Origin of the sequence: Actinoplanes sp. NPDC049265, from assembly GCF_043197135.1 — a bacterium.
Lineage (GTDB): Bacteria > Actinomycetota > Actinomycetes > Mycobacteriales > Micromonosporaceae > Actinoplanes.
Window position 1 is genome coordinate 157035 of the sequence record NZ_JBICSP010000008.1, and the last position, 18881, is coordinate 175915.

Genomic DNA, 18881 nt, shown 5'->3' on the forward strand with positions numbered 1-18881 from the left:
GGCTCAGAAGTTGAACTTGTCGATGTTCTCCGGGGTGAACTCGGTCGGCGGGCCGAGCACGATCTCGCCGTCCTTGCCGACGGTGTAGTCGCCGAGCTTGCCGGCCTTGAACTTCTCACCCTCGGCCCCGGTGATCTGGCCCGACGACAGGGCGACACCGGCGTACGCGGCCAGGTAGCCGATGTCCGCCGGGTTCCACAGGGCGAACTTCTTGACCGTGCCGTCCTTGACGTACTCGCGCATCTGGTTGGGCAGGCCGAGACCGGTCACCTGGACCTTGCCCTTGTACGCGGAGCTGCTCACGTAGCGGCCGGCGGCGGCGATGCCGACGGTGGTCGGCGCGACGATCACCTTCAGGTTCGGGTACGACTGCAGCAGACCCTGGGCCTCCTGGAACGACTTCTGGTCGTCGTCGTTGCCGTACGCGGTTTTGACCAGCTTGAGCTTGCTGTACTCGGGCTTGGCGAGCTCGGTCTTCATCACCTCGATCCAGGCGTTCTGGTTGGTGGCGTTCGGGGTGGCCGACAGGATCGCGATCTCGCCCGCCCCGCCGGCCAGCTCGTTGGCCATCTTGACCAGGCTCTCACCGATGCCCTGGGTGGTGGCCTGGTTGATGAAGACGTCCCGGCAGTCCTTGGCCGCGTCCGAGTCGAAGCCGACGATCTTGATCTTCGCCTGCTTGGCCTGCTTGAGTGACGGGCAGACCGCATTCGGGTCGTTGGCCGCGATCGCGATCACGTCCTGCTGCTGCTGGATCAGCGTGTTGATGTAGCTGACCTGCGAGGACGCGCTGGCGTCGTTGGGACCGACCAGCTTGTACTCGCCCTTGAGTTCCTTGATCGCGGCCTCGCCGCCGCTGGTCTCGACGTCGGAGTACGGGTTGTTGAGCTGCTTGGGCAGGAAGGCCATCTTGACGCCCTCCTTCAGCTTCGCGTTGGGGTCGGCGCTGGCGCCGCCGGCCGGAGCCGGGTTGCCCCCGTCAGCCTGATTGTCGCGGGTGGTGCCGCCACAGGCGGCCGCGCTGAACAGCGCGATCGAGGCCGCGGCGGCGGCGAGCACACGGCGGCGGGTGGAGATGCTCATGGTCTCAACTCCTGACGGGAGGGGGATATCTCATCGGGTGGCGGCGGCGGAACGCAGGCGCCTCCGCTGCCAGCTGGTGCGGATCGAGGTGACGATGTTGGGCAGCAGGACCGAGGCCACCAGCAGGACGCCGGTGACGATGTTGAGCGCCTGGCCGGAGACGTCCTCCAGGCGGAGCGCGTTCTGCAGCGCGGCGAGGAGCACGACACCGGCGAGTACGCCCGGCAGCGTGCCCTTGCCACCGAAGATCGAGACGCCGCCGAGCAGGACGGCCGCGACGACGGCCAGTTCCAGCCCGGCACCGTTGTCGGCCCGGGCACTCGAGTAGCGCAGCGTCCACAGCACGCCGACCAGGCCGGCCACGGCGCCGCTGGCCACGTACAGCCAGAATTTGGTCCGGGCGACCCGGATGCCGGAGAAGTGCGCGGCCTTGTCGTTCGCGCCGATCGCGTACAGCGAGCGGCCGAACGGCGTCGCGTGCAGGACCACACCGAAGAGCAGAGCGAGGACCACCAGCACGATGAGTACGTTGGGGATGCTCCCGCCCCCGATCGTGCCGGTGACCCAGCCCGTGTAACTGGCCGGGAAGTCGGCCACCGCGCTGTCGCCCAGCACCACGAACGCCAGCCCCCGATACAACGCGAGCGTGCCGATGGTGACCGCCAGCGACGGCAGGCCGAGCCCGGTGACCAGGAAACCGTTGACCGCGCCGAGGATCGCCCCGATGGCCACGCAGAGCGGGATGATCGCCTCGATGCTCAGTCCGTGCGTCCAGAACGTGCCCATCAGCGCGCTGGTGAAGCCGAGCGTGCTGGCCACCGACAGGTCGATCTCGCCGGTCACGATGATGAACGTCATCGGCAGCGCGACCAGGGCGATGGGCAGCAGGTCGAGGACCAGGAAGGTGAAGTTCCGGCTGGTGCCGAAGTTGTCGACGGCCAGCGACGCGATGACCAGTACGACCACCGTCAGCGCGACGATGACGGTGTCCCAGCCGACCCGGCGGCGCAGCTCAGACATGGGAGTCCCTCTTCTTCAGCGAGCGGGCCAGGCGGACCGCGACCAGGCGGTCGGCCCCGATGGCCAGCACGATCAGCGCGCCGACGATGGCCTGCTGCCAGAACTGGTTGATGTCGAGCACCGCGAGGGCGCTGCCGATCACGGTCAGCAGCAGCGCGCCCAGGCCGGCGCCCCAGACCGAGCCCGAGCCGCCGAACACGGCCACACCGCCGACCACGACCGCCGCGACCACGTTGAGCTCGTAGCCGGTGCCGGCAGCCGCGTCGACCGTGCCGAACCGGGCCGCGAACAGCACCCCGGCCAGCCCGGCCAGGCTGCCGCTGAGCAGGAAGGCGCCGAGCAGGTTGCGGGCCACCCTGATGCCGGCCAGCTCGGCCGCCTGCGGGCTGGAGCCCATGGCGTAGAGCTCGCGGCCGACCCGGTAGTCGCGCATCATCAGCGACACGCCGCCGACCACGACCAGCGCGATCAGGACCAGCCAGGGGATGCCCAGCACGGAGTCGTTGGCGAAGGTCAGGAAGTGCCGGGGCAGCTTGTCCGCGTTGACCTGTGCGCCGCCGGCCCAGGAGTAGGTGACGCCGCGGAAGATATAGAGCGTGCCCAGGGTGACCACCAGGGCCGGCACCCGGCCGTAGCGGACCAGCACCCCGTTGAGCAGGCCGCAGACCGCGCCGACGGCGATGCCGGCCAGGATCGCCACGATCATCGGCAGGTCCTGGTTCCGGCTCATCATCGTCGCGACGGCGAACGCGCTCAGGCCGAGCACCGAGCCCACCGACAGGTCGATGTTGCGGGTGATGACCACGACCGCCTGCCCGGCCGCCATCACGGCCAGGATCGCGGTGTTGAGCAGGATGTCGCGGATGCTCTGGCCGGACAGGAACCGGGTGTTGCCGATCGCGGTGTACGCCACCAACGCGGCCAGGGCGAGGACGATGCCCAGCTCGCGGGCCTTGAGTAGGTGTCTCATGACGCGGCGACCGGCTGGCCCATGGCCGCGTACATGACTGTCTCCTCGGTGGCCTCGGCCCGGGTCAGCTCGGCGGTCACGTGCCCCTCGCGCAGCACGACGACGCGGTCGGCCATGCCGAGCACCTCGGGCAGTTCGGACGAGACCATGACGACCGCGATCCCGTCGGCGGCCAGCGACGACATCAGCCGGTGCACCTCGGCCTTGGTACCGACGTCGATGCCGCGGGTCGGCTCGTCGACGATCAGCAGCCGGGGCGCGGTCGACAGCCACTTGGCCAGCACGACCTTCTGCTGGTTGCCGCCGGACAGGGTGCCCACCGGGTCGGTGAGCCGGCCCAGCTTGGTCTGCAGTTTCCGGGTCCAGGTGTACGCCTCGGCCCGTTCGGTGGCGCCCCACAGCAGCCCGAGCCGGGCCAGCTGGCGGGCCCGGGGCAGGGTCACGTTGCGTTCGATCGACAGGTCCATGATCAGGCCCTGCTGGCGGCGGTCCTCGGGCACCAGCGCCATGCCGGCGGCCATCGCGGCCCGCGGCGAGCCCGGCTTGAGCCGCCGGCCGAGGAAGGTGACGGTGCCCGAGTCGTACGGGTCGACCCCGAACACCGCCTGCATGACCTCGGAGCGGCCGGCGCCGACCAGGCCGGCCAGGGCGACGATCTCGCCCGCCCGGACCGAGAAGGACACGTCCTTGAAGACGCCCTCCCGGGACAGCCCCTCGACCTCGAGGACGACGTCGCCGGCCGGCACGTCCTGCTTGGGGAACAGGGCGCTCAGGTCACGCCCGACCATCCGGCGGATCATGTCGTCGACGCTGAGGTCGGCCACCGGCTCGGTGCACACGTGCTTGCCGTCGCGCATGATGGTCACGCGCTGGCAAAGCTGGGTGATCTCCTCGAACCGGTGCGAGATGAACAGGATCGCCGCGCCTTCCTCACGCAGCGACCGGACCACGGCGAAGAGCCGCTCGACCTCGACGCCGGAGAGCGCGGCGGTCGGCTCGTCCATCACCAGGATCCGTGCCTGGCTCGACAGCGCCTTGGCGATCTCGACGATCTGCTGGTCGGCGATGGACAGCCCGCGGGCCGGCCGGTCGGGGTCGAGCTGCACACCCAGCCGTTGGAAGAGCCGGGTCGCGGCGGCCCGCATCGCCTTGCGGTCGATCTGCCGCAGCCGGGTCAGCGGCTGGTTGCCCATCGCGATGTTCTCGGCCACCGACAGGTCGGGAAACAGCGTCGGTTCCTGGTAGATGACAGCGAGCCCGGCCGCCTTGGCGTCGCCGGGCCCGGCGAAGTCGACCGCCTGACCGTTGACCACGAGCCGGCCGGTGTCGGGCCGGTGCACGCCGGCCAGCATCTTGACGATGGTGGACTTGCCGGCGCCGTTCTCGCCGACCAGCGCGTGCGCCTCGCCCGGGAACAGGGAGAAGCTGACGCCCTGGACGGCCGCGACCGCCCCGAAGGACTTGGTCACGTCGACGACATCCAGCACGGCTTCGGTAGCCGCCACAGCCACCTCCGGGTAGTTGTTGAAATGTTTCAGTCGGCGTAGGGTCGAACGTAGGTGGCCCCCGTCACACGTGTCAAGAACGAACCCGTAACTTGTGTGAAACGCAGAGAAGATCGAGGTAGCAACAGGTGGTCGCAGGCAAAGCACCCTCGGTGAAGGATGTGGCGGCCGCGGCCGGGGTTTCGCTCGGCACGGTGTCCAACGTGATGAACCGGCCCGAGATGGTGGCCACCGCCACCCGGGAGCGGGTTGAGCGGGCGATGGCCGACCTCGGGTTCGTCCGCAACGAGTCGGCCCGGCAACTGCGGGCCGGGACCAGCCGCACCCTGGCCTACGTGATGCTCGACGGCAGCAACCCGTTCTTCCATGACGTCGCCCAGGGCATCGAACTCGCCGCCGAGGACGCCGAGCTGTCGCTGTTCATCTGCAACAGCAACGGCCGCGCGGCCCGCGAGGAGATGCACCTCGACCGGCTCCTCCAGCAGCGCGTGCAGGGCATCCTGATCACGCCGGTGGACCCCGACTCGGCCTTCCTGGGCGAGGTCAGCCGGCGCGGCATCCCGGTGGTGGTGGTCGACCGGGTCCGCGACAGCGGCTTCTGCTCGGTCGCGGTCGACGACGTGTACGGCGGCCGGATCGCCGTCGAGCACCTGATAGAGAACGGGCACACCCGGGTCGCCTTCGCCGGTGGGCCGGAGTCGATCGGCCAGGTCCGTGAACGCCTCCAGGGCGCCCGCCAGGTCTGGGCCGACAGCGGCCTGCCGCCCGACGACCTGGTCTTCCTGCCCACCGACGGGATGACCGTGGCCGACGGCCGGGAGGCCGGGGAGCGGCTGGCCGGGTTGCCCGCGCGCCGCCGGCCGACCGCCGCCTTCTGCGCCAACGACCTGGTCGCGCTCGGGCTGCTGCAACAGGCCATCGGCTCCGGCCGCCGGGTGCCGGAAGACCTGGCCATCGTCGGCTTCGACGACATCGAGTTCGCGGCGGCCGCCGCGGTGCCGCTGACCTCGGTCCGTCAGCCCCGGCAGGAGCTCGGCCGGGCCGCGGCGCACCTGGTGCTCGACGAGGCGACCAACCCGGCCCACGTCCACGAGCAGGCCATCTTCACCCCCGAGCTGATCGCCCGGGCGTCCTCCGCCGCGCACTGAGTCCCCGCCGCCCGCTCCGCCGGTTCCTGCCTTGCTGGGTCCCGCCGCGCCCGCCCCGCTGGGTTCGAGATCTGGTCGCCCCCAAAGACTGGATTGGGGCGCTCGGCGGTCATTGCGGGGGTTGACCACGCGCCGCCGCCGCCCGTAACGTGGGCGCAACATCATGAAACGTTTCACGGATGGGGCATCGATGAGTGTCGTCGACGACCTGCTGGCCCGGAGCAACCGCCTGGGCGCCGACCCGAGGACCACGAACTACGCCGGCGGCAACACCTCGGCCAAGGGCTCGGAGACCGACCCGGTCACCGGCGGCCCGGTCGACCTGCTCTGGGTCAAGGGATCCGGCGGCGACCTGGGCACGCTGACCGCCAAGGGCCTGGCCGTCCTGCGCCTCGACCGGCTCCGCGCGCTGCCCGAGGTCTACCCCGGCGTCGACCGCGAGGACGAGATGGTCGCCGCCTTCGACTACTGCCTGCACGGCCGGGGCGGCGCCGCGCCGTCGATCGACACCGCCATGCACGGGCTGGTCGACGTCGCGCATGTGGACCATCTGCACCCCGACGCCGGCATCGCGCTGGCCACCGCGGCCGACGGTCCCCGGCTGACCAAGGAGATCTTCGGCGACCAGGTGCTCTGGGTGCCGTGGCGCCGGCCCGGCTTCCAGCTCGGCCTCGACATCGCCGCCGCGCAGCGGGCCAACCCGCGGGCCATCGGCGTCATCCTCGGCGGGCACGGCATCACCGCGTGGGGCGCCACCAGCGACGAGTGCGAGGCCAACTCCCGCTTCATCATCGACACGGCGGCGGCGTGGATCGCGGCGAACGGCCGGAAAGACCCGTTCGGGAAGCTGGTGCACCCACCGCTGGCCGACCGGAAAGGGCGCGCGGCGGCTCTTCTCCCGTTGATCCGTGGCCTCGCCTCGACCGATCGTCCCCAGGTCGGCCACTACACCGACACCGCCGTCGTTCTCGACTTCGTCGGGCGCGAGGGCATGCCCGCCCTGGCCGAGAAGGGCACCTCGTGTCCGGACCACTTCCTGCGGACCAAGGTCAAGCCCCTGGTCCTGGACACCGCGCCGGACGCCCCGCTGGACGAGGTCGAAGCCCGGCTGCGCGAGCTGCACGCCGCCTACCGCGCCGACTACCAGGCCTACTACGACCGGTACGCCACCGCGGACAGCCCGGCCATCCGCGGCGCCGACCCGGCCATCGTGCTGGTCCCGGGCGTCGGCATGTTCTCGTTCGGCGCCAACAAGCAGACCGCCCGGGTGGCCGGCGAGTTCTACGTCAACGCGATCAACGTCATGGCCGGCGCCAGTGCCATCTCCACCTACGCCCCGATCGACGAGTCGGAGAAATTCCGCATCGAGTACTGGGCCCTGGAAGAGGCGAAGCTGCGGCGGATGCCCGAGCCGGCGCCGCTGGCCACCCGGATCGCCTTCGTCACCGGCGGCGGCTCGGGCATCGGCCGGGCCATCGCGCTGCGCCTGGCCGCCGAGGGCGCCTGCGTCGTGGTCGCCGACCGGGACGCCGGCTCGGCCGCGGCGGTGGCCGCGGAGATCGGCGGCCCCGACCAGGCGGTCGCGGTCACCGCCGACGTGACCGACGGCGAGGCGGTCGCGGCCGCCGTACGCGACGCGGTCCTGGCCTTCGGCGGCCTCGACCTGGTCGTCAACAACGCCGGCCTGTCCATCTCCAAGCCGCTGCTGGAAACCACCGAGGCCGACTGGGACCTGCAGCACGACGTGATGGCCAAGGGCTCGTTCCTGGTCTCCCGGGAGACCGCCCGGGTGCTGCTGGCCCAGGGCATGGGCGGTGACATCGTCTACATCTCGAGCAAGAACTCGCTGTTCGCCGGGCCCAACAACGTCGCCTACGGCGCCACCAAGGCCGACCAGGCCCATCAGGTCCGGCTGCTCGCCGCCGAACTCGGGGCATACGGCATCCGGGTCAACGGCATCAACCCCGACGGTGTGGTACGCGGCTCCGGCATCTTCGCCGGCGGCTGGGGCGCCCAGCGCGCCGCGGTCTACGGCGTACCCGAGGAGGAGCTGGGCGCCTACTACGCCCAGCGCACCCTGCTCAAGCGGGAGGTGCTGCCCGAGCACGTCGCCAACGCGGTGTTCGTGCTGACCGCGGGCGATCTCTCGCATACCACCGGCCTGCACATCCCGGTCGACGCCGGCGTGGCCGCGGCGTTCCTGCGGTGAAACGGTTCGCGGCGGTCGACCTGGGCGCGTCCTCCGGGCGCGTCATGGTCGGCGCCCTCGACCGGAACGGCCGTCTCGACCTCACCGAGGTGTACCGCTTCCCCAACGAGCCGGTCCGGGTACGCGGCACGCTGCACTGGGACATCCTCGCCCTCTACCGCGGCGTGCTCGACGGGCTGCGCGCCGCCGGCCCGGTCGACGGCATCGGCATCGACAGCTGGGCGGTCGACTACGGCCTGATCGACGCGGACGGGCGGCTGCTCGGCAACCCCGTCCACTACCGCGACGCGCGTACCGACGGGCTGCGGCTGCCGATCGGTGACGACAGGCTGTATGCCCTGACCGGCCTCCAGAAGCTCCCGTTCAACACCATCTATCAGCTTCGTGTCGAGCCGTTCGCCGACCGTGCCGACCGGATGCTGCTCATCCCCGACCTGATCGCGTACTGGCTGACCGGCGAGGTCGGCGCCGAACTCACCAATGCCTCCACCACCCAGCTCCTGGACGTGCGGACGGGCATGTGGGCGACCGGGCTGATCGACCAGCTCGGGCTGCCCGGCCGGCTGCTGCCGCCGTTGCGCGAGCCGGGCTCGGTGATCGGCGCGTACCAGGGGACTCCGGTCTTCGCGGTCGGGTCGCACGACACCGCCTCGGCCGTCGTGGGCGTACCCGCCGGCGGCCCGGACTTCGCCTACATCTCGTGCGGGACGTGGTCGCTGGTCGGCGTCGAGCTCGATGCGCCGGTGCTGACCGAGGAGAGCCGGAAGGCCAACTTCACCAACGAGGGCGGGGTCGACGGGACGATCCGCTATCTGCGCAACGTGATGGGCCTCTGGCTGCTCCAGGAGTGCCAGCGCGCGTGGGGGGTGTCCGACGTGCGTGAGCTGCTCGCCGCGGCCGAGGCCGAGCCGTTCGCCGGGGTGATCGACGTCGACCAGCCGGTGTTCCTGCCGCCCGGCGACATGCCCGACCGGATCGCCGCGGCTTCCGGCCTGACGTCGAGGGGCGCGATCGTGCGCTGCGTCCTGGACAGCCTCGCCCTCGCGCACCGGCGTGCGGTCCGGCAGGCGTCCGAATTGTCGGGGCGGCGGGTCGACGTGGTGCACATCGTCGGCGGTGGCGCCCGCAACGAGCTGCTGTGCCGGCTCACCGCTGACGCGTGCGGCCGGCCGGTGCTGGCCGGGCCGGTCGAGGCCACCGCGCTCGGTAACGTGCTGGTGCAGGCGCGCGCGGCGGGAGCGCTCGACGGTGGCCTCCCGACGTTACGGGGCGTGTTGCGTCAGACTCAGGAGATCCGGCGCTACGAGCCGCGCGGCGACCAGGACCGCTGGGCCGAGCTGGAGAACCAGTTGTGGGGGTGATCCTGCGGTGCGCATAGCGCTCTTTGTGACCTGCCTGGCCGACACCATGTTCCCCGAGGCGGCCAAGGCCACGGTCCGGCTGCTCGAACGGCTCGGGCACGAGGTGGTGTTCCCGCCCGGGCAGACCTGCTGCGGGCAGATGCACATCAACACCGGCTACCAGCGGGCCGCGTTGCCGCTGGTGGAAAGGCACGTCAAGACCTTTCAGCCGTACGACGTGGTGGTCGCGCCGTCCGGGTCGTGTGTCGGGTCGGTCCGCTACCAGCACGCCATGGTGGCCTCGGCGGCCGGCGACGAGCGGCTGGCCACGCGGGCGTCGGCGGTGGCCGAGCGTACGTACGAACTCTCCGAGCTCTTGATCGATGTCTTGAAGGTCGAGGACGTGGGGGCGTACTTCCCGCACCGGGTGACCTATCACCCGACCTGTCACTCACTGCGGGTGCTCCGGGTGGGCGACAAGCCGCTGCGGCTGCTGCGCAACGTGCGCGGCATCGACCTGGTCGAGTTGCCGGCGGCCGAGCAGTGCTGCGGGTTCGGCGGGACGTTCGCCATCAAGAACGCGGACACCTCGGCGGCGATGCTGGCCGACAAGATGGGCCATGTCCTCTCCACCGGAGCCGGCTATTGCTCGGCCGGTGACGCCTCCTGCCTGATGCACATCGGCGGGGGTCTTTCCAAGGCCAAGACCGGGGTACGCACCATCCACCTCGCCGAGATCCTGGCGGCGACCGAATGACCACGTTCCTCGGCATGCCCGCCCCGCGCGGTGTCGGCCACCTCCGTGGCGACGAACCGTTCCCGGCGGCCGCGCACAAGGCGTTGGCGAACGATCAGCTGCGTCGCAATCTGCGCCACGCGACCACCACGATCCGCGAGAAGTCGGGCAAGGTGATCGCCGAGCTGCCGGACTGGCAGGAACTGCGCGCGGCCGGATCGGCGATCAAGACCGACACCATGGCCCGGCTGCCTGAGCTGCTCGAACAGCTGGAGTCCGGCGTTGTGGCGGCGGGCGGCGTGGTGCACTGGGCGGCGGACGCGAACGAGGCCAACCAGATCGTGACCGACCTGGTGGCGGCGACCGGCTCCCCGCGGGTCATCAAGATCAAGTCGATGGCGACGCAGGAGATCGGGCTCAACGAGGCCCTCGAGGCCGCCGGGATCCAGCCGGTCGAGACCGACCTGGCCGAACTGATCGTGCAGCTCGGCAACGACCAGCCCAGCCACATCCTGGTGCCGGCGATCCACCGGAACCGCACCGAGATCCGGGACATCTTCCTGCGCGAGATGCCCGGCGTCGACCCGGGGCTCACCGACGACCCGGCGGTGCTGGCCGCGGCGGCCCGGCGCTACCTGCGCGAGACGTTCCTCAGCACCACCGTGGCCGTGTCCGGCGCCAACTTCGGGATCGCCGAGACCGGCACGCTGGCCGTGGTCGAGTCCGAGGGCAACGGGCGGATGTGCCTGACCCTGCCGGACACGCTGATCACGGTCATGGGCATCGAGAAGGTGCTGCCGACCTGGCGCGACCTGGAGGTGTTCCTGCAGTTGCTGCCGCGGGCGTCGACCGGCGAGCGGATGAACCCGTACACCTCGATGTGGACCGGGGTCACGCCCGGCGACGGGCCGCAGAACTTCCACCTGGTGCTGCTGGACAACGGGCGCACCAACGTGCTGGCCGACGAGGTCGGGCGGTCGGCGCTGCACTGCATCAGGTGCTCGGCCTGCCTCAACGTCTGCCCGGTGTACGAGCGGACGGGCGGGCACGCCTACGGCTCGGTCTATCCGGGCCCGATCGGTGCGGTGCTGTCGCCGCAGCTGACCGGGGTCGAGGACAACGCGTCGCTGCCGTACGCGTCGTCGCTGTGCGGGGCGTGCTTCGACGCCTGCCCGGTGCGGATCGACATCCCGGAGATCCTGGTGCACCTGCGCAACCAGGCGCCGCACCCGCGGACCGAACGCGCGGCGATGAGGGCCGCCTCGTACACGATGGACCACCCGCGCCTGTACGAGGCCGCGCAGCACGCCGCCAAGCTGGCCAGGCTCGGTGGACCCTTCGTCAAGGGCTGGACCGCCGCCCGGGACCTGCCGGCGCCGCCGCCCGAATCCTTCCGAGACTGGTGGGCGAAGCGATGAGTTCACGAGACGTGGTGCTGGGCCGGATCCGGTCGGCGATCGAGGGTTCCACCTCGCCGGAGGTGCCGCGCGACTACCGGCCGGCCGCCGGTGCCCCCGCCGATCTGGAACTGCTGGTGGAGCGGCTGGTCGACTACAAGGCGGTCGTGCACCGGGCCGCCTCGGTCGCCTCCGTGGTCGAGAGCATCGTGGGCGGGACTCTGGTCGTACCCCCGGGAATCGATCTCGGCTGGATCCCGTCCTCGGCGTCAGCCCTGGTCGACGACGGCCTGCCCGCCGACGCGATCGCCGCCGCCGACGGGGTCGTCACGGCCGCCGCCGTCGCGATCGCCGAGACCGGGACCATCGTGCTCGACGGCTCGCCCGACCAGGGCCGGCGCATCATCTCGCTCCTGCCCGACCTGCACATCTGCGTGCTGCGCCCGGAACAGGTGGTGGCCGGCGTGCCCGACGCCATCGCCCGGCTCACGCCTGGCCGTCCGCAGACCTGGATCAGCGGCCCGTCGGCGACCAGCGACATCGAACTCGATCGCGTCGAAGGGGTGCACGGTCCACGGAACCTGCACGTGATCCTCCTGGAGGAGTAATGCTCTTGGCACCCAAGGTCCGCCGGAAGACCCGCATCGGGCTCGTCGCCGGCGGACTGGGCACGTACTGGCCGCAGTTCCCGGCCCTGCTGCCGCGACTCCAGGAGTCCGCCCGCTACGTGTCGCAGCGGTTCCAGGACATGGACGCCGAGGTGATCGACGCCGGGTTCATCTCCGACGCCCAGGAGGGCGCGATCGCCGCCGAGAAGCTCCGGGCGGCCGACTGCGACCTGATCGTCATGTTCCTGGCCACGTACCTGACCGCCTCGATGGTCCTGCCGATCGCGCAACGGTCGAACACGCCCGTACTCGTCATCGACCTGCAGCCGAGCGAGAGGATGGACCACGCGTCGTTCGACACCGGGGCGTGGCTGGCCTACTGCGGCCAGTGCCCGGTGCCCGAGGTCGGCAACACGTTCCGCCGGGCCGGGATCCCGTTCCGGTCGGTGTCCGGCTGGCTGCGGCAGGAATCGGCGTGGGCGCGCATCGGCACCTGGATCCGGGCCGCGCACGTGCGGGCGGCCCTGCGCCACGCCCGGCACGGCCTGATGGGCCACGTCTACCCGGGCATGCTCGACGTGTCGACCGACCTGACCCTGCTCCCGGTCACGTTCGGCTCGCACGTCGAGGTGCTCGAGTTCGACGACCTGCGCGAGCGGGTCCTGGCCGTTACGCCGGATCTCGTCAAAGAGCGCATGGATCTCGCTCGCGGCATCTTCACGCTGGACGACACGGTCCAGGAGGACGACTTCGCGTGGGGTGCGCGGGTGTCGGTCGGGCTGGACCGGCTGGTCGACGACTTCGACCTCGACTCGATCGCCTACTACCACCGCGGCCTGGCCGGTGAACAGCACGAACGGCTCGGCGCCGGCATGATCCTGGGCGCGTCGCTGCTGACCGCCCGGGGCATTCCGACGACCGGCGAGTACGAGCTCAGGACGACCGTGGCGCAGCTGGCCACCCAGGTCGTCGGGGCCGGCGGGTCGTTCTGCGAGATTCAGGCGCTCAACTTCTCCGACAACGTCGTCGAGATGGGTCACGACGGACCGGCGCACCTGGCCGTCAGCGCCCGCGATCCGCTGCTACGCGGGCTCGGCGTCTACCACGGCAAGCGCGGGTGGGGCGTGAGCGTCGAGTTCGACGTACGCGAAGGGCCCGTCACCCTCCTTGGCCTGGGCCAGGATCGCGACGGCAGTCTGTCGTTCGTGGCCTCGGAGGGTACGGTCGTGCCCGGCCCGTTGCTGGCGATCGGCAACACCACCAGCCGGGTGTCCTTCGACCGTGACCCAGGGGAGTGGGTAGATGACTGGAGCGCCTCCGGAGTCGGCCATCACTGGTCGCTCTCCCTCGGCCACCGTGCCGCCGACTACCGCGCCGCCGCCGGGCTCCTCGGCATCGGGTTCACCCACGTCTGACGGGCTGTGCGCGCTCCGGCGGGATGTGCTCGGTCACATCGGCAGCAAGTGGTCGGGGCTGGTGCTGGTCCAGCTGGCCGACGGGCCCCGACCGTACTCGTCGTTGGATCGGGGCAGCCGGATCTCCCAGCGGATGCTCACCCGGACGCTGCGGTCGCTGCAACGCGACGGCCTGGTCGAACGGGCCGGCGAGTCGTCGTACGCGCTGACCGGCACCGGCCGCTCGCTGGCCGCGCTGCACCTCGGGATCGTCGGCTGGGCCGACCGGCATGCCCCGCACATCGTGGCCAGCCGGTCAGCGTTCGACGCGGAGTAGTGCTTCGGTCAGCTCGTCGGGGTGGGTCAGCAGCGACTCGTGGGTGCCCGGCACCATGATCGGTGTGACACCGAGGCGCTTGGCGAACTCGTCGCCCGGCCGGGCCAGCGCCCGGTCGCGGTCGGCCAGGATGAAGGTCGACTTCTCCGGGATCGGGTCGGCGTCGAGCGGGTCCAGCATGTACCGGCCCGGCTGCGGCGTCATCAGGTCGAAGGCGACCCGCTGCAGCGGCTCGGGTTCGTCCTGCATGAGCAACTGGCGCACGGCCTCGAAGTACAGCGGCACGAAGCCCTGCTGGTCGATCATCGATCGGACGTAGGCGGCGTTCTCCGGCGGGTTCTCGTCGTTCATCGACACGCCCCGGGCCGGCACGGCGGCGCTGTAGTAGACGATCTTCGCGATCCGGTCCGGGACGCGGTGGGCGGCGCCGGTGATCGGGTAGCCGCCCCAGCTGTGCCCGACCAGCACCACGTCGCGCAGGTCGCGCCGCACGATCTCGTCGACCAGGTAGTCCACGGCGTCGTCGAGGCTCGGCGTACGCGGATCGTCGCCGATCGCCATGCCCGGCATGGTCAGCGGCAGGGCCGCCCGGCCGGCCTCGATGAGGCGGCGGGCGACACCATGCCAGGCCCAGGCGCCGTGCCAGGCCCCCGGAATGAGAACGAAAGTCATGCCGACGACCGTAGAAATCGGACCGCTTCCGGGCAATGGTCACTGACCGTGAACCATGCCACGAACAGGGATGTTCGTTACCAGGCGACGACGCCCTGCGTGAGCGGCTGCAGGGTGCCGACCTGCAGGGACTTCATCGTGATGGCGCTCTTCTCGGGCGCCGGGAAGCCGTCCAGCCGGGCCGGCGGACCGTCGGTCGAGGCCTGCACGTTGAAACGCAGGGTGTTGCCGACGCCGCAGGTCTCGTCGCCCTTGTCGCACGTCGTCCACTTGATGCCCTCGAAGGCGCTGGTCCCCGGGCGCAGCGTGATCCTGACGGCGGCGCCGGGCTCGTCGACCTCGCGGGTGGGCACGTCGACCGCCTCGTCGGCCGCGTTCACCAGCGTGATCGCGGCGCGTCCCTCCAGTTTGCAGCTCTGTTTGCCGGTGTTGACGACCGCGACCAGCCCGCGCATCGCCCCGTCGGCACGCGCCGGCTGCAGGGTCACGGTCGCCGCGAGGTCGTCGTTGCGGCAGTCCTTGCTCTGGGCGCTACCGCCGCCGCCACTGGACTTGGGCGCCTCCGTCTTTGTCTTCGTCTTCGCCTTGTTGGTCGTCGTCGTTTTGGCGGGGGACGGTGCCGGTGCCCCGCTGGGCGTGACCGGGCCGCAGGCCGCCTGGCTCAACGCGAGGCCGATACCGAGTGCGCCGATCACCATAAGCCGGATGTTCATCGTCAACCCTCCTGGATCAAGGAACGGACGAGTCGACTCTGCCGAGGGCCCGGCACCGGCGGTGGTGCGGAGGGCCGAGCTGGCACGAATAGGGGGTCTTCAGGCGCAACCGCTCACGCACGTGGAGCGAAGCGACCTCGGCGGGAGCGACGGTCTGCACCACCCACCCGGCTACGACCTCGCGCTCTTGACAAAGCCCTCCAAGACATGGATGTTCGTCTATGTGAAGCGGATAGCGGTCGTCGCTCTGTTGCTGGTCACCTTCCTTGTCTCGCCGGCTCGCCCCGCGCTCGCGCTGGACAACGGGCTGGCCCGCACCCCACCGATGGGCTTCAACAACTGGAACTCGACCCAGTGCCGGGCCGAATTCAACGAGGCCATGGTCAAGGGCATCGCCGACCTGTTCGTCAGCCGCGGCCTCAAGGCGGCCGGCTATCAGTACGTCAACCTCGACGACTGCTGGGCCCGCCCGCAGCGCGACGGGAGCGGCAACCTGGTCCCGGACCCGGCCCGCTTCCCCAACGGCATCAAGGCCGTCGCCGACTACGTGCACGGCAAGGGCCTCAAGTTCGGCATCTACACCAGCGCCGGCACGATGACCTGCTCGCCGATCGGTTTCCCGGGCGGCCTCGACCACGAGGACCAGGACGCGAAACTGTTCGCCTCCTGGGGTGTCGACTACCTCAAGTACGACAATTGCAACAACCAGGGCCGGGACGCGGTCGAGCGCTACACCCGGATGCGCGACGCGCTGGCCCGCACCGGCCGGCCGATCGTCTTCGCCATCTGCGAGTGGGGCTCGACCCGCCCATGGCTGTGGGCCGGCCCGGTCGGCAACCTGTGGCGCTCCACCGGCGACATCGAGGACAACTGGAACTCGGTGCTGAACATCATCCGCCAGAACAGCGTGCTCGCCCCCTACGCCCGTCCCGGCGCCTGGAACGACCCCGACATGCTCGAGGTCGGCAACGGCGGCCTGACCGATACCGAATACCGCACCCACTTCGCGCTGTGGGCCATGATGTCGGCGCCACTGCTGATCGGCTCCGACCTGCGGACCGCCTCGAACGCCACCTTCGACATCCTGACCAACGCCGGGCTGATCGCCGTCGACCAGGATCCGCTGGGGCACCAGGCCTACGTCGTGCGCAACTCCTCTGGTCAGTGGGTGTTCAGCAAGGTGCTGTCGAACGGGGACCGGGCGGTGGCCCTGTTCAACGAGAACGCCACAGCCACCACGATCACGACGAGTGCGGCGCAGGTCGGCATGAACGCGGCCGCCTCCTACGGGCTACGCGACCTGTGGACCGGGTCTTCGTCAACCACGAGCGGTGCGATCAGTGTGACCGTTCCGGCCCATGGAACCGCCGTCTACCGGGTGTCCGGCGGTTCGGCCTACGCGGGGCGTCAGCTGGTCAGCCAGGCCTCCGGGCAGTGCCTCGACGTGCACGACAATGTCGTCGTCAACGATGGGCCGGTCGAGATCTTCACCTGCAACGGCGGGGCCAACCAGCGGTGGAACTTCACCCCCGCCGGCGAACTGCGCGTCTACGACGGCACCCGCTGCCTGGACGTCTTCAACGGCAACACGGCGGCCGGCACGCGCGTACTCCAGTGGGAATGCAACGGCGGCGCCAACCAGCAGTTCCGCCTCAACGCGAACGGCACCATCACGGCCGTCCAGTCCGGCCTGTGCCTCGACGTCAACGGCGGCGCCACCACACCGGGCACGGGCATCATCATCTGGACCTGCCACAACCAGCCCAACCAGGTGTGGAGCTGAAATTCAGGATCGGGATGTCGTGGCTGGGTGGGTGGTGCTGACCGTCGCTCCCGCCGAGGTCGCTTCGCTCCACGTGCGTGATGGGTCACCCTCTTTAAATGGGTGCGGTGGGTGCGGGACCCCGTGCTGAGCGTGAGCGGATCGCCGAGATCACGGCGATCCGCTCACAGCGCGGGCGGGGAGCCCCGGCGGGGCGGTCAGGTGGGCCAGGGGAGGTCGGGTTCGACGGGGCGGTCGTAGTCGACGCCGGGGACGTCGAAGCCGTAGAGGGCCCGGAACTGGGAACGGAACCAGTCGACGTCGGCGTGCTCGGTGATGGTGTCGGGGGTGATCGCGGACCAGCGTTCGGCCACCGCGTCCTGGACCGCGGGCTCGAGTTCCCAGCGGTCGAGGCGGATGCGGCCCTGCTCGTCGAGGTCGAGGGGAGCGGCGCCGGTCAGCTGGTCCCACAGGCGGATCGACTGTTCCATGGGGGACTGGAGCCGGTCGCCCAGGACGGCCCGGAGGAGGCTCACGTAGAGGGCGATGCCGGGGATGGCGGTGGACGCCTGGGTCACCGCGGCTCCGTTGACCGAGGTGAAGGCCCGGCCGTGGACTCCGCTCAGGCGCTCGGTCAGGGTGGTGGCGGTGGCCTCGAGGTGCGCCTTGGCCGCGCCGATGGTGCCGTCGCGGTAGATCGCGCTGGTCAGGCGGGAACCGATGTAGGTCAGGGCGACGGTCTGGAAGCCGTCGCGGAGCAGGCCGCGGTCGCTCAGCGCGGCGATCCAGCGGGACCAGTCCTCGCCGCCCATGACCTTGACCGTGGACTCGGTCTCGGCCTCGTCGGCGGGATCGGCGCTCAGCGACCGCAGGGCCGGCGTGCCGTCGCTGTCGAACTCCAGGGTCTTGGTGGTGTGGGGGGCGCCCAGCGGTTTGATGACCGACGAGTAGGTGGTGCCGGTGTCGGGATCGGTGCGGCGGGGCGCGGCGACGCTGTAGATCAGGTAGTCGATGCCGCCGAACCGCTTGGCGATCAGGTCGAGGGTTTCCTGCTTGGTCTCGTCGGCGAAGGCGTCGGCGTTGAGGAAGGTGAAGTCGCTGCCCAGCTCGGTGGCGAGCCCCGCGGTGGCGATCGTGCGGTACCAGCCGGCGGTGGCGGTACGCCGGCCGGGCGGGCGCTCGAAACCGATGCCGATGCCCCGGATGCCGTGGCGGGCCAGCCCGGCGATGGTGGCGGCGAGGCCGTAGCCGGCGCTGGAGCCGATGATCAGCGCGGTCGGTCCCGTCTTGCCGGCCGGGGGGACGCGCATCTGCTCGACCGTCGCGACACAGCCGGTCGGGTGCGAGTCGAGCAACAGGAAACCTCGCCCGGTGGGGCGCACGATTCGTTCAGCCACCGGATCATCCTGCCATGTCAGACCGCCCGGGCGGCCTTGCGGGCGCGGTACGCGTTGACGGCGGCGCGGTTGCCGCAGCCGGCCTCGCAGAAGCGCTTGGAGCGGTTCTTGGACAGATCGACGAGGACGTTGTCGCAGTCGTCGGCCGCACAGCGGCGCAGGCGGCTGAGCTCGCCGTCGCGGATCACGTCGACGAAGGCCATGGCTGCCTCGACCATCATCCGGGTGGCCAGCGGCGCGTCCGACGGGGCGGCGTGCAGGTGCCAGGAGAACTCGTCGTGCCGGACCAGCTGGGGCAGCGCCCGGCCCTCGCGGAGCAACTCGTTGACCAGGTCGACGACCTCGGCCTCGTCGGCGGCGACGGACCAGATCCGGCGGAGCCGCGGGCGCAGGCGGTGCACGGCCTGCAGCTCGGGGGCGGTCGACGCGCGCCGGCCGGTCCAGCCCCAGCTGCGGTAGAAGTCGTCCAGGGCGGCCAGGTCGGGCAGTTGCTCGCCGCCGTCGGTGGTGTTCACCAGGGCGGCCGCGGCGGCCAGGGCGATCTCCGTGTCATGGGCGAAAATCATCTTGACTCCTTTCACCCTTAGGTT

The 18881-nt window shown here is 70.7% G+C and carries 17 protein-coding genes; 9 read left to right on the top strand and 8 right to left on the bottom strand.

The genetic code is table 11. The features are described from left to right. Positions 1 to 3: 3 nt before the first annotated feature. From rhaS to ACGFIO_RS20915, 4 genes are read right to left on the bottom strand one after another with little or no spacing between them, the layout of a single operon-like run. Entirely contained in the window at positions 4 to 1083 is a 1080-nt protein-coding gene (rhaS, locus tag ACGFIO_RS20900; protein ID WP_392827937.1) for a rhamnose ABC transporter substrate-binding protein, read from the bottom strand. A 30-nt stretch (positions 1084 to 1113) separates the two neighbouring features. Continuing rightward, positions 1114 to 2103, bottom strand: coding sequence for an ABC transporter permease (locus tag ACGFIO_RS20905; RefSeq protein WP_392827938.1), 990 nt, complete (start codon positions 2101 to 2103; stop codon positions 1114 to 1116). Continuing rightward, complete coding sequence (locus tag ACGFIO_RS20910) at positions 2096 to 3073, bottom strand: ABC transporter permease (RefSeq protein WP_392827939.1); 978 nt, start codon at positions 3071 to 3073, stop codon at positions 2096 to 2098. Before ACGFIO_RS20910 ends, ACGFIO_RS20905 begins: the two co-directional genes overlap by 8 nt. Further along, positions 3070 to 4578, bottom strand: a complete 1509-nt coding sequence (locus ACGFIO_RS20915; RefSeq protein WP_392827940.1) for a sugar ABC transporter ATP-binding protein — start codon at positions 4576 to 4578, stop codon at positions 3070 to 3072. Before ACGFIO_RS20915 ends, ACGFIO_RS20910 begins: the two co-directional genes overlap by 4 nt. A 152-nt stretch (positions 4579 to 4730) precedes the next feature. Here ACGFIO_RS20915 and ACGFIO_RS20920 point away from each other — a divergent pair, with 152 nt between their 5' ends. The 8 genes from ACGFIO_RS20920 to ACGFIO_RS20955 all read left to right on the top strand — a co-directional run bounded on the left by ACGFIO_RS20920 (position 4731) and on the right by ACGFIO_RS20955 (position 13747). Next, positions 4731 to 5726 carry a LacI family DNA-binding transcriptional regulator gene (locus ACGFIO_RS20920; protein WP_392827941.1) on the top strand — a complete coding sequence of 332 codons (996 nt, stop codon included), beginning with the start codon at positions 4731 to 4733 and terminating at the stop codon, positions 5724 to 5726. Positions 5727 to 5916: 190 nt separating this feature from the next. Then, on the top strand, positions 5917 to 7935 hold the full coding sequence (locus ACGFIO_RS20925; RefSeq protein WP_392827942.1) for a bifunctional aldolase/short-chain dehydrogenase: 2019 nt from the start codon (positions 5917 to 5919) through the stop codon (positions 7933 to 7935). Then, positions 7932 to 9296: a rhamnulokinase family protein gene (locus ACGFIO_RS20930; RefSeq protein ID WP_392827943.1), complete on the top strand. Its 1365-nt coding sequence runs from the start codon at positions 7932 to 7934 to the stop codon at positions 9294 to 9296. The genes ACGFIO_RS20925 and ACGFIO_RS20930 overlap by 4 nt, the downstream gene beginning before the upstream one ends. A 7-nt stretch (positions 9297 to 9303) precedes the next feature. Further along, complete coding sequence (locus ACGFIO_RS20935) at positions 9304 to 10032, top strand: (Fe-S)-binding protein (protein WP_392827944.1); 729 nt, start codon at positions 9304 to 9306, stop codon at positions 10030 to 10032. Next, on the top strand, positions 10029 to 11429 hold the full coding sequence (locus ACGFIO_RS20940; RefSeq protein WP_392827945.1) for a lactate utilization protein B: 1401 nt from the start codon (positions 10029 to 10031) through the stop codon (positions 11427 to 11429). Before ACGFIO_RS20935 ends, ACGFIO_RS20940 begins: the two co-directional genes overlap by 4 nt. Further along, positions 11426 to 12016, top strand: a complete 591-nt coding sequence (locus ACGFIO_RS20945; RefSeq protein ID WP_392827946.1) for a lactate utilization protein C — start codon at positions 11426 to 11428, stop codon at positions 12014 to 12016. The genes ACGFIO_RS20940 and ACGFIO_RS20945 overlap by 4 nt, the downstream gene beginning before the upstream one ends. Next, positions 12016 to 13431: an arabinose isomerase gene (locus tag ACGFIO_RS20950; protein WP_392827947.1), complete on the top strand. Its 1416-nt coding sequence runs from the start codon at positions 12016 to 12018 to the stop codon at positions 13429 to 13431. The genes ACGFIO_RS20945 and ACGFIO_RS20950 overlap by 1 nt, the downstream gene beginning before the upstream one ends. A 25-nt stretch (positions 13432 to 13456) precedes the next feature. After that, positions 13457 to 13747: a winged helix-turn-helix transcriptional regulator gene (locus tag ACGFIO_RS20955; RefSeq protein WP_392827948.1), complete on the top strand. Its 291-nt coding sequence runs from the start codon at positions 13457 to 13459 to the stop codon at positions 13745 to 13747. Here ACGFIO_RS20955 and ACGFIO_RS20960 read toward each other — a convergent pair. Then, positions 13727 to 14419: an alpha/beta fold hydrolase gene (locus tag ACGFIO_RS20960; protein ID WP_392827949.1), complete on the bottom strand. Its 693-nt coding sequence runs from the start codon at positions 14417 to 14419 to the stop codon at positions 13727 to 13729. The genes ACGFIO_RS20955 and ACGFIO_RS20960 overlap by 21 nt on opposite strands. A gap of 77 nt (positions 14420 to 14496) precedes the next feature. Then, a complete protein-coding gene (locus tag ACGFIO_RS20965) occupies positions 14497 to 15132 on the bottom strand; it encodes a DUF4232 domain-containing protein (RefSeq protein ID WP_392827950.1) in 636 nt (211 codons plus the stop codon). A gap of 211 nt (positions 15133 to 15343) precedes the next feature. On the opposite strand from ACGFIO_RS20965, the gene ACGFIO_RS20970 reads away from it, so the two are divergent. Then, entirely contained in the window at positions 15344 to 16915 is a 1572-nt protein-coding gene (locus ACGFIO_RS20970) for a glycoside hydrolase family 27 protein (protein WP_392827951.1), read from the top strand. A 197-nt stretch (positions 16916 to 17112) separates the two neighbouring features. Here ACGFIO_RS20970 and ACGFIO_RS20975 read toward each other — a convergent pair whose 3' ends face one another. Together ACGFIO_RS20975 and ACGFIO_RS20980 are read right to left on the bottom strand one after the other, a co-directional pair. Further along, positions 17113 to 18291 (bottom strand): trans-2-enoyl-CoA reductase family protein, encoded by a 1179-nt coding sequence (locus tag ACGFIO_RS20975; RefSeq protein ID WP_392827952.1) that lies wholly within the window; start codon positions 18289 to 18291, stop codon positions 17113 to 17115. Positions 18292 to 18308: 17 nt separating this feature from the next. Next, positions 18309 to 18857 carry a CGNR zinc finger domain-containing protein gene (locus ACGFIO_RS20980; RefSeq protein ID WP_392827953.1) on the bottom strand — a complete coding sequence of 183 codons (549 nt, stop codon included), beginning with the start codon at positions 18855 to 18857 and terminating at the stop codon, positions 18309 to 18311. Positions 18858 to 18881 lie beyond the last annotated feature (24 nt).

Excerpts from the sequence above, each read along its gene's own strand:
- ACGFIO_RS20940 (WP_392827945.1), top strand. The coding sequence starts at position 10,029 with ATGACCACGTTCCTCGGCATGCCCGCCCCGCGCGGTGTCGGCCACCTC.
- ACGFIO_RS20960 (WP_392827949.1), bottom strand. The coding sequence starts at position 14,419 with ATGACTTTCGTTCTCATTCCGGGGGCCTGGCACGGCGCCTGGGCCTGG.
- ACGFIO_RS20925 (WP_392827942.1), top strand. The coding sequence starts at position 5,917 with ATGAGTGTCGTCGACGACCTGCTGGCCCGGAGCAACCGCCTGGGCGCC.
- ACGFIO_RS20965 (WP_392827950.1), bottom strand. The coding sequence starts at position 15,132 with ATGAACATCCGGCTTATGGTGATCGGCGCACTCGGTATCGGCCTCGCG.
- ACGFIO_RS20950 (WP_392827947.1), top strand. The coding sequence starts at position 12,016 with ATGCTCTTGGCACCCAAGGTCCGCCGGAAGACCCGCATCGGGCTCGTC.
- ACGFIO_RS20980 (WP_392827953.1), bottom strand. The coding sequence starts at position 18,857 with ATGATTTTCGCCCATGACACGGAGATCGCCCTGGCCGCCGCGGCCGCC.
- ACGFIO_RS20945 (WP_392827946.1), top strand. The coding sequence starts at position 11,426 with ATGAGTTCACGAGACGTGGTGCTGGGCCGGATCCGGTCGGCGATCGAG.
- ACGFIO_RS20905 (WP_392827938.1), bottom strand. The coding sequence starts at position 2,103 with ATGTCTGAGCTGCGCCGCCGGGTCGGCTGGGACACCGTCATCGTCGCG.
- ACGFIO_RS20910 (WP_392827939.1), bottom strand. The coding sequence starts at position 3,073 with ATGAGACACCTACTCAAGGCCCGCGAGCTGGGCATCGTCCTCGCCCTG.
- ACGFIO_RS20970 (WP_392827951.1), top strand. The coding sequence starts at position 15,344 with ATGTTCGTCTATGTGAAGCGGATAGCGGTCGTCGCTCTGTTGCTGGTC.
- rhaS (WP_392827937.1), bottom strand. The coding sequence starts at position 1,083 with ATGAGCATCTCCACCCGCCGCCGTGTGCTCGCCGCCGCCGCGGCCTCG.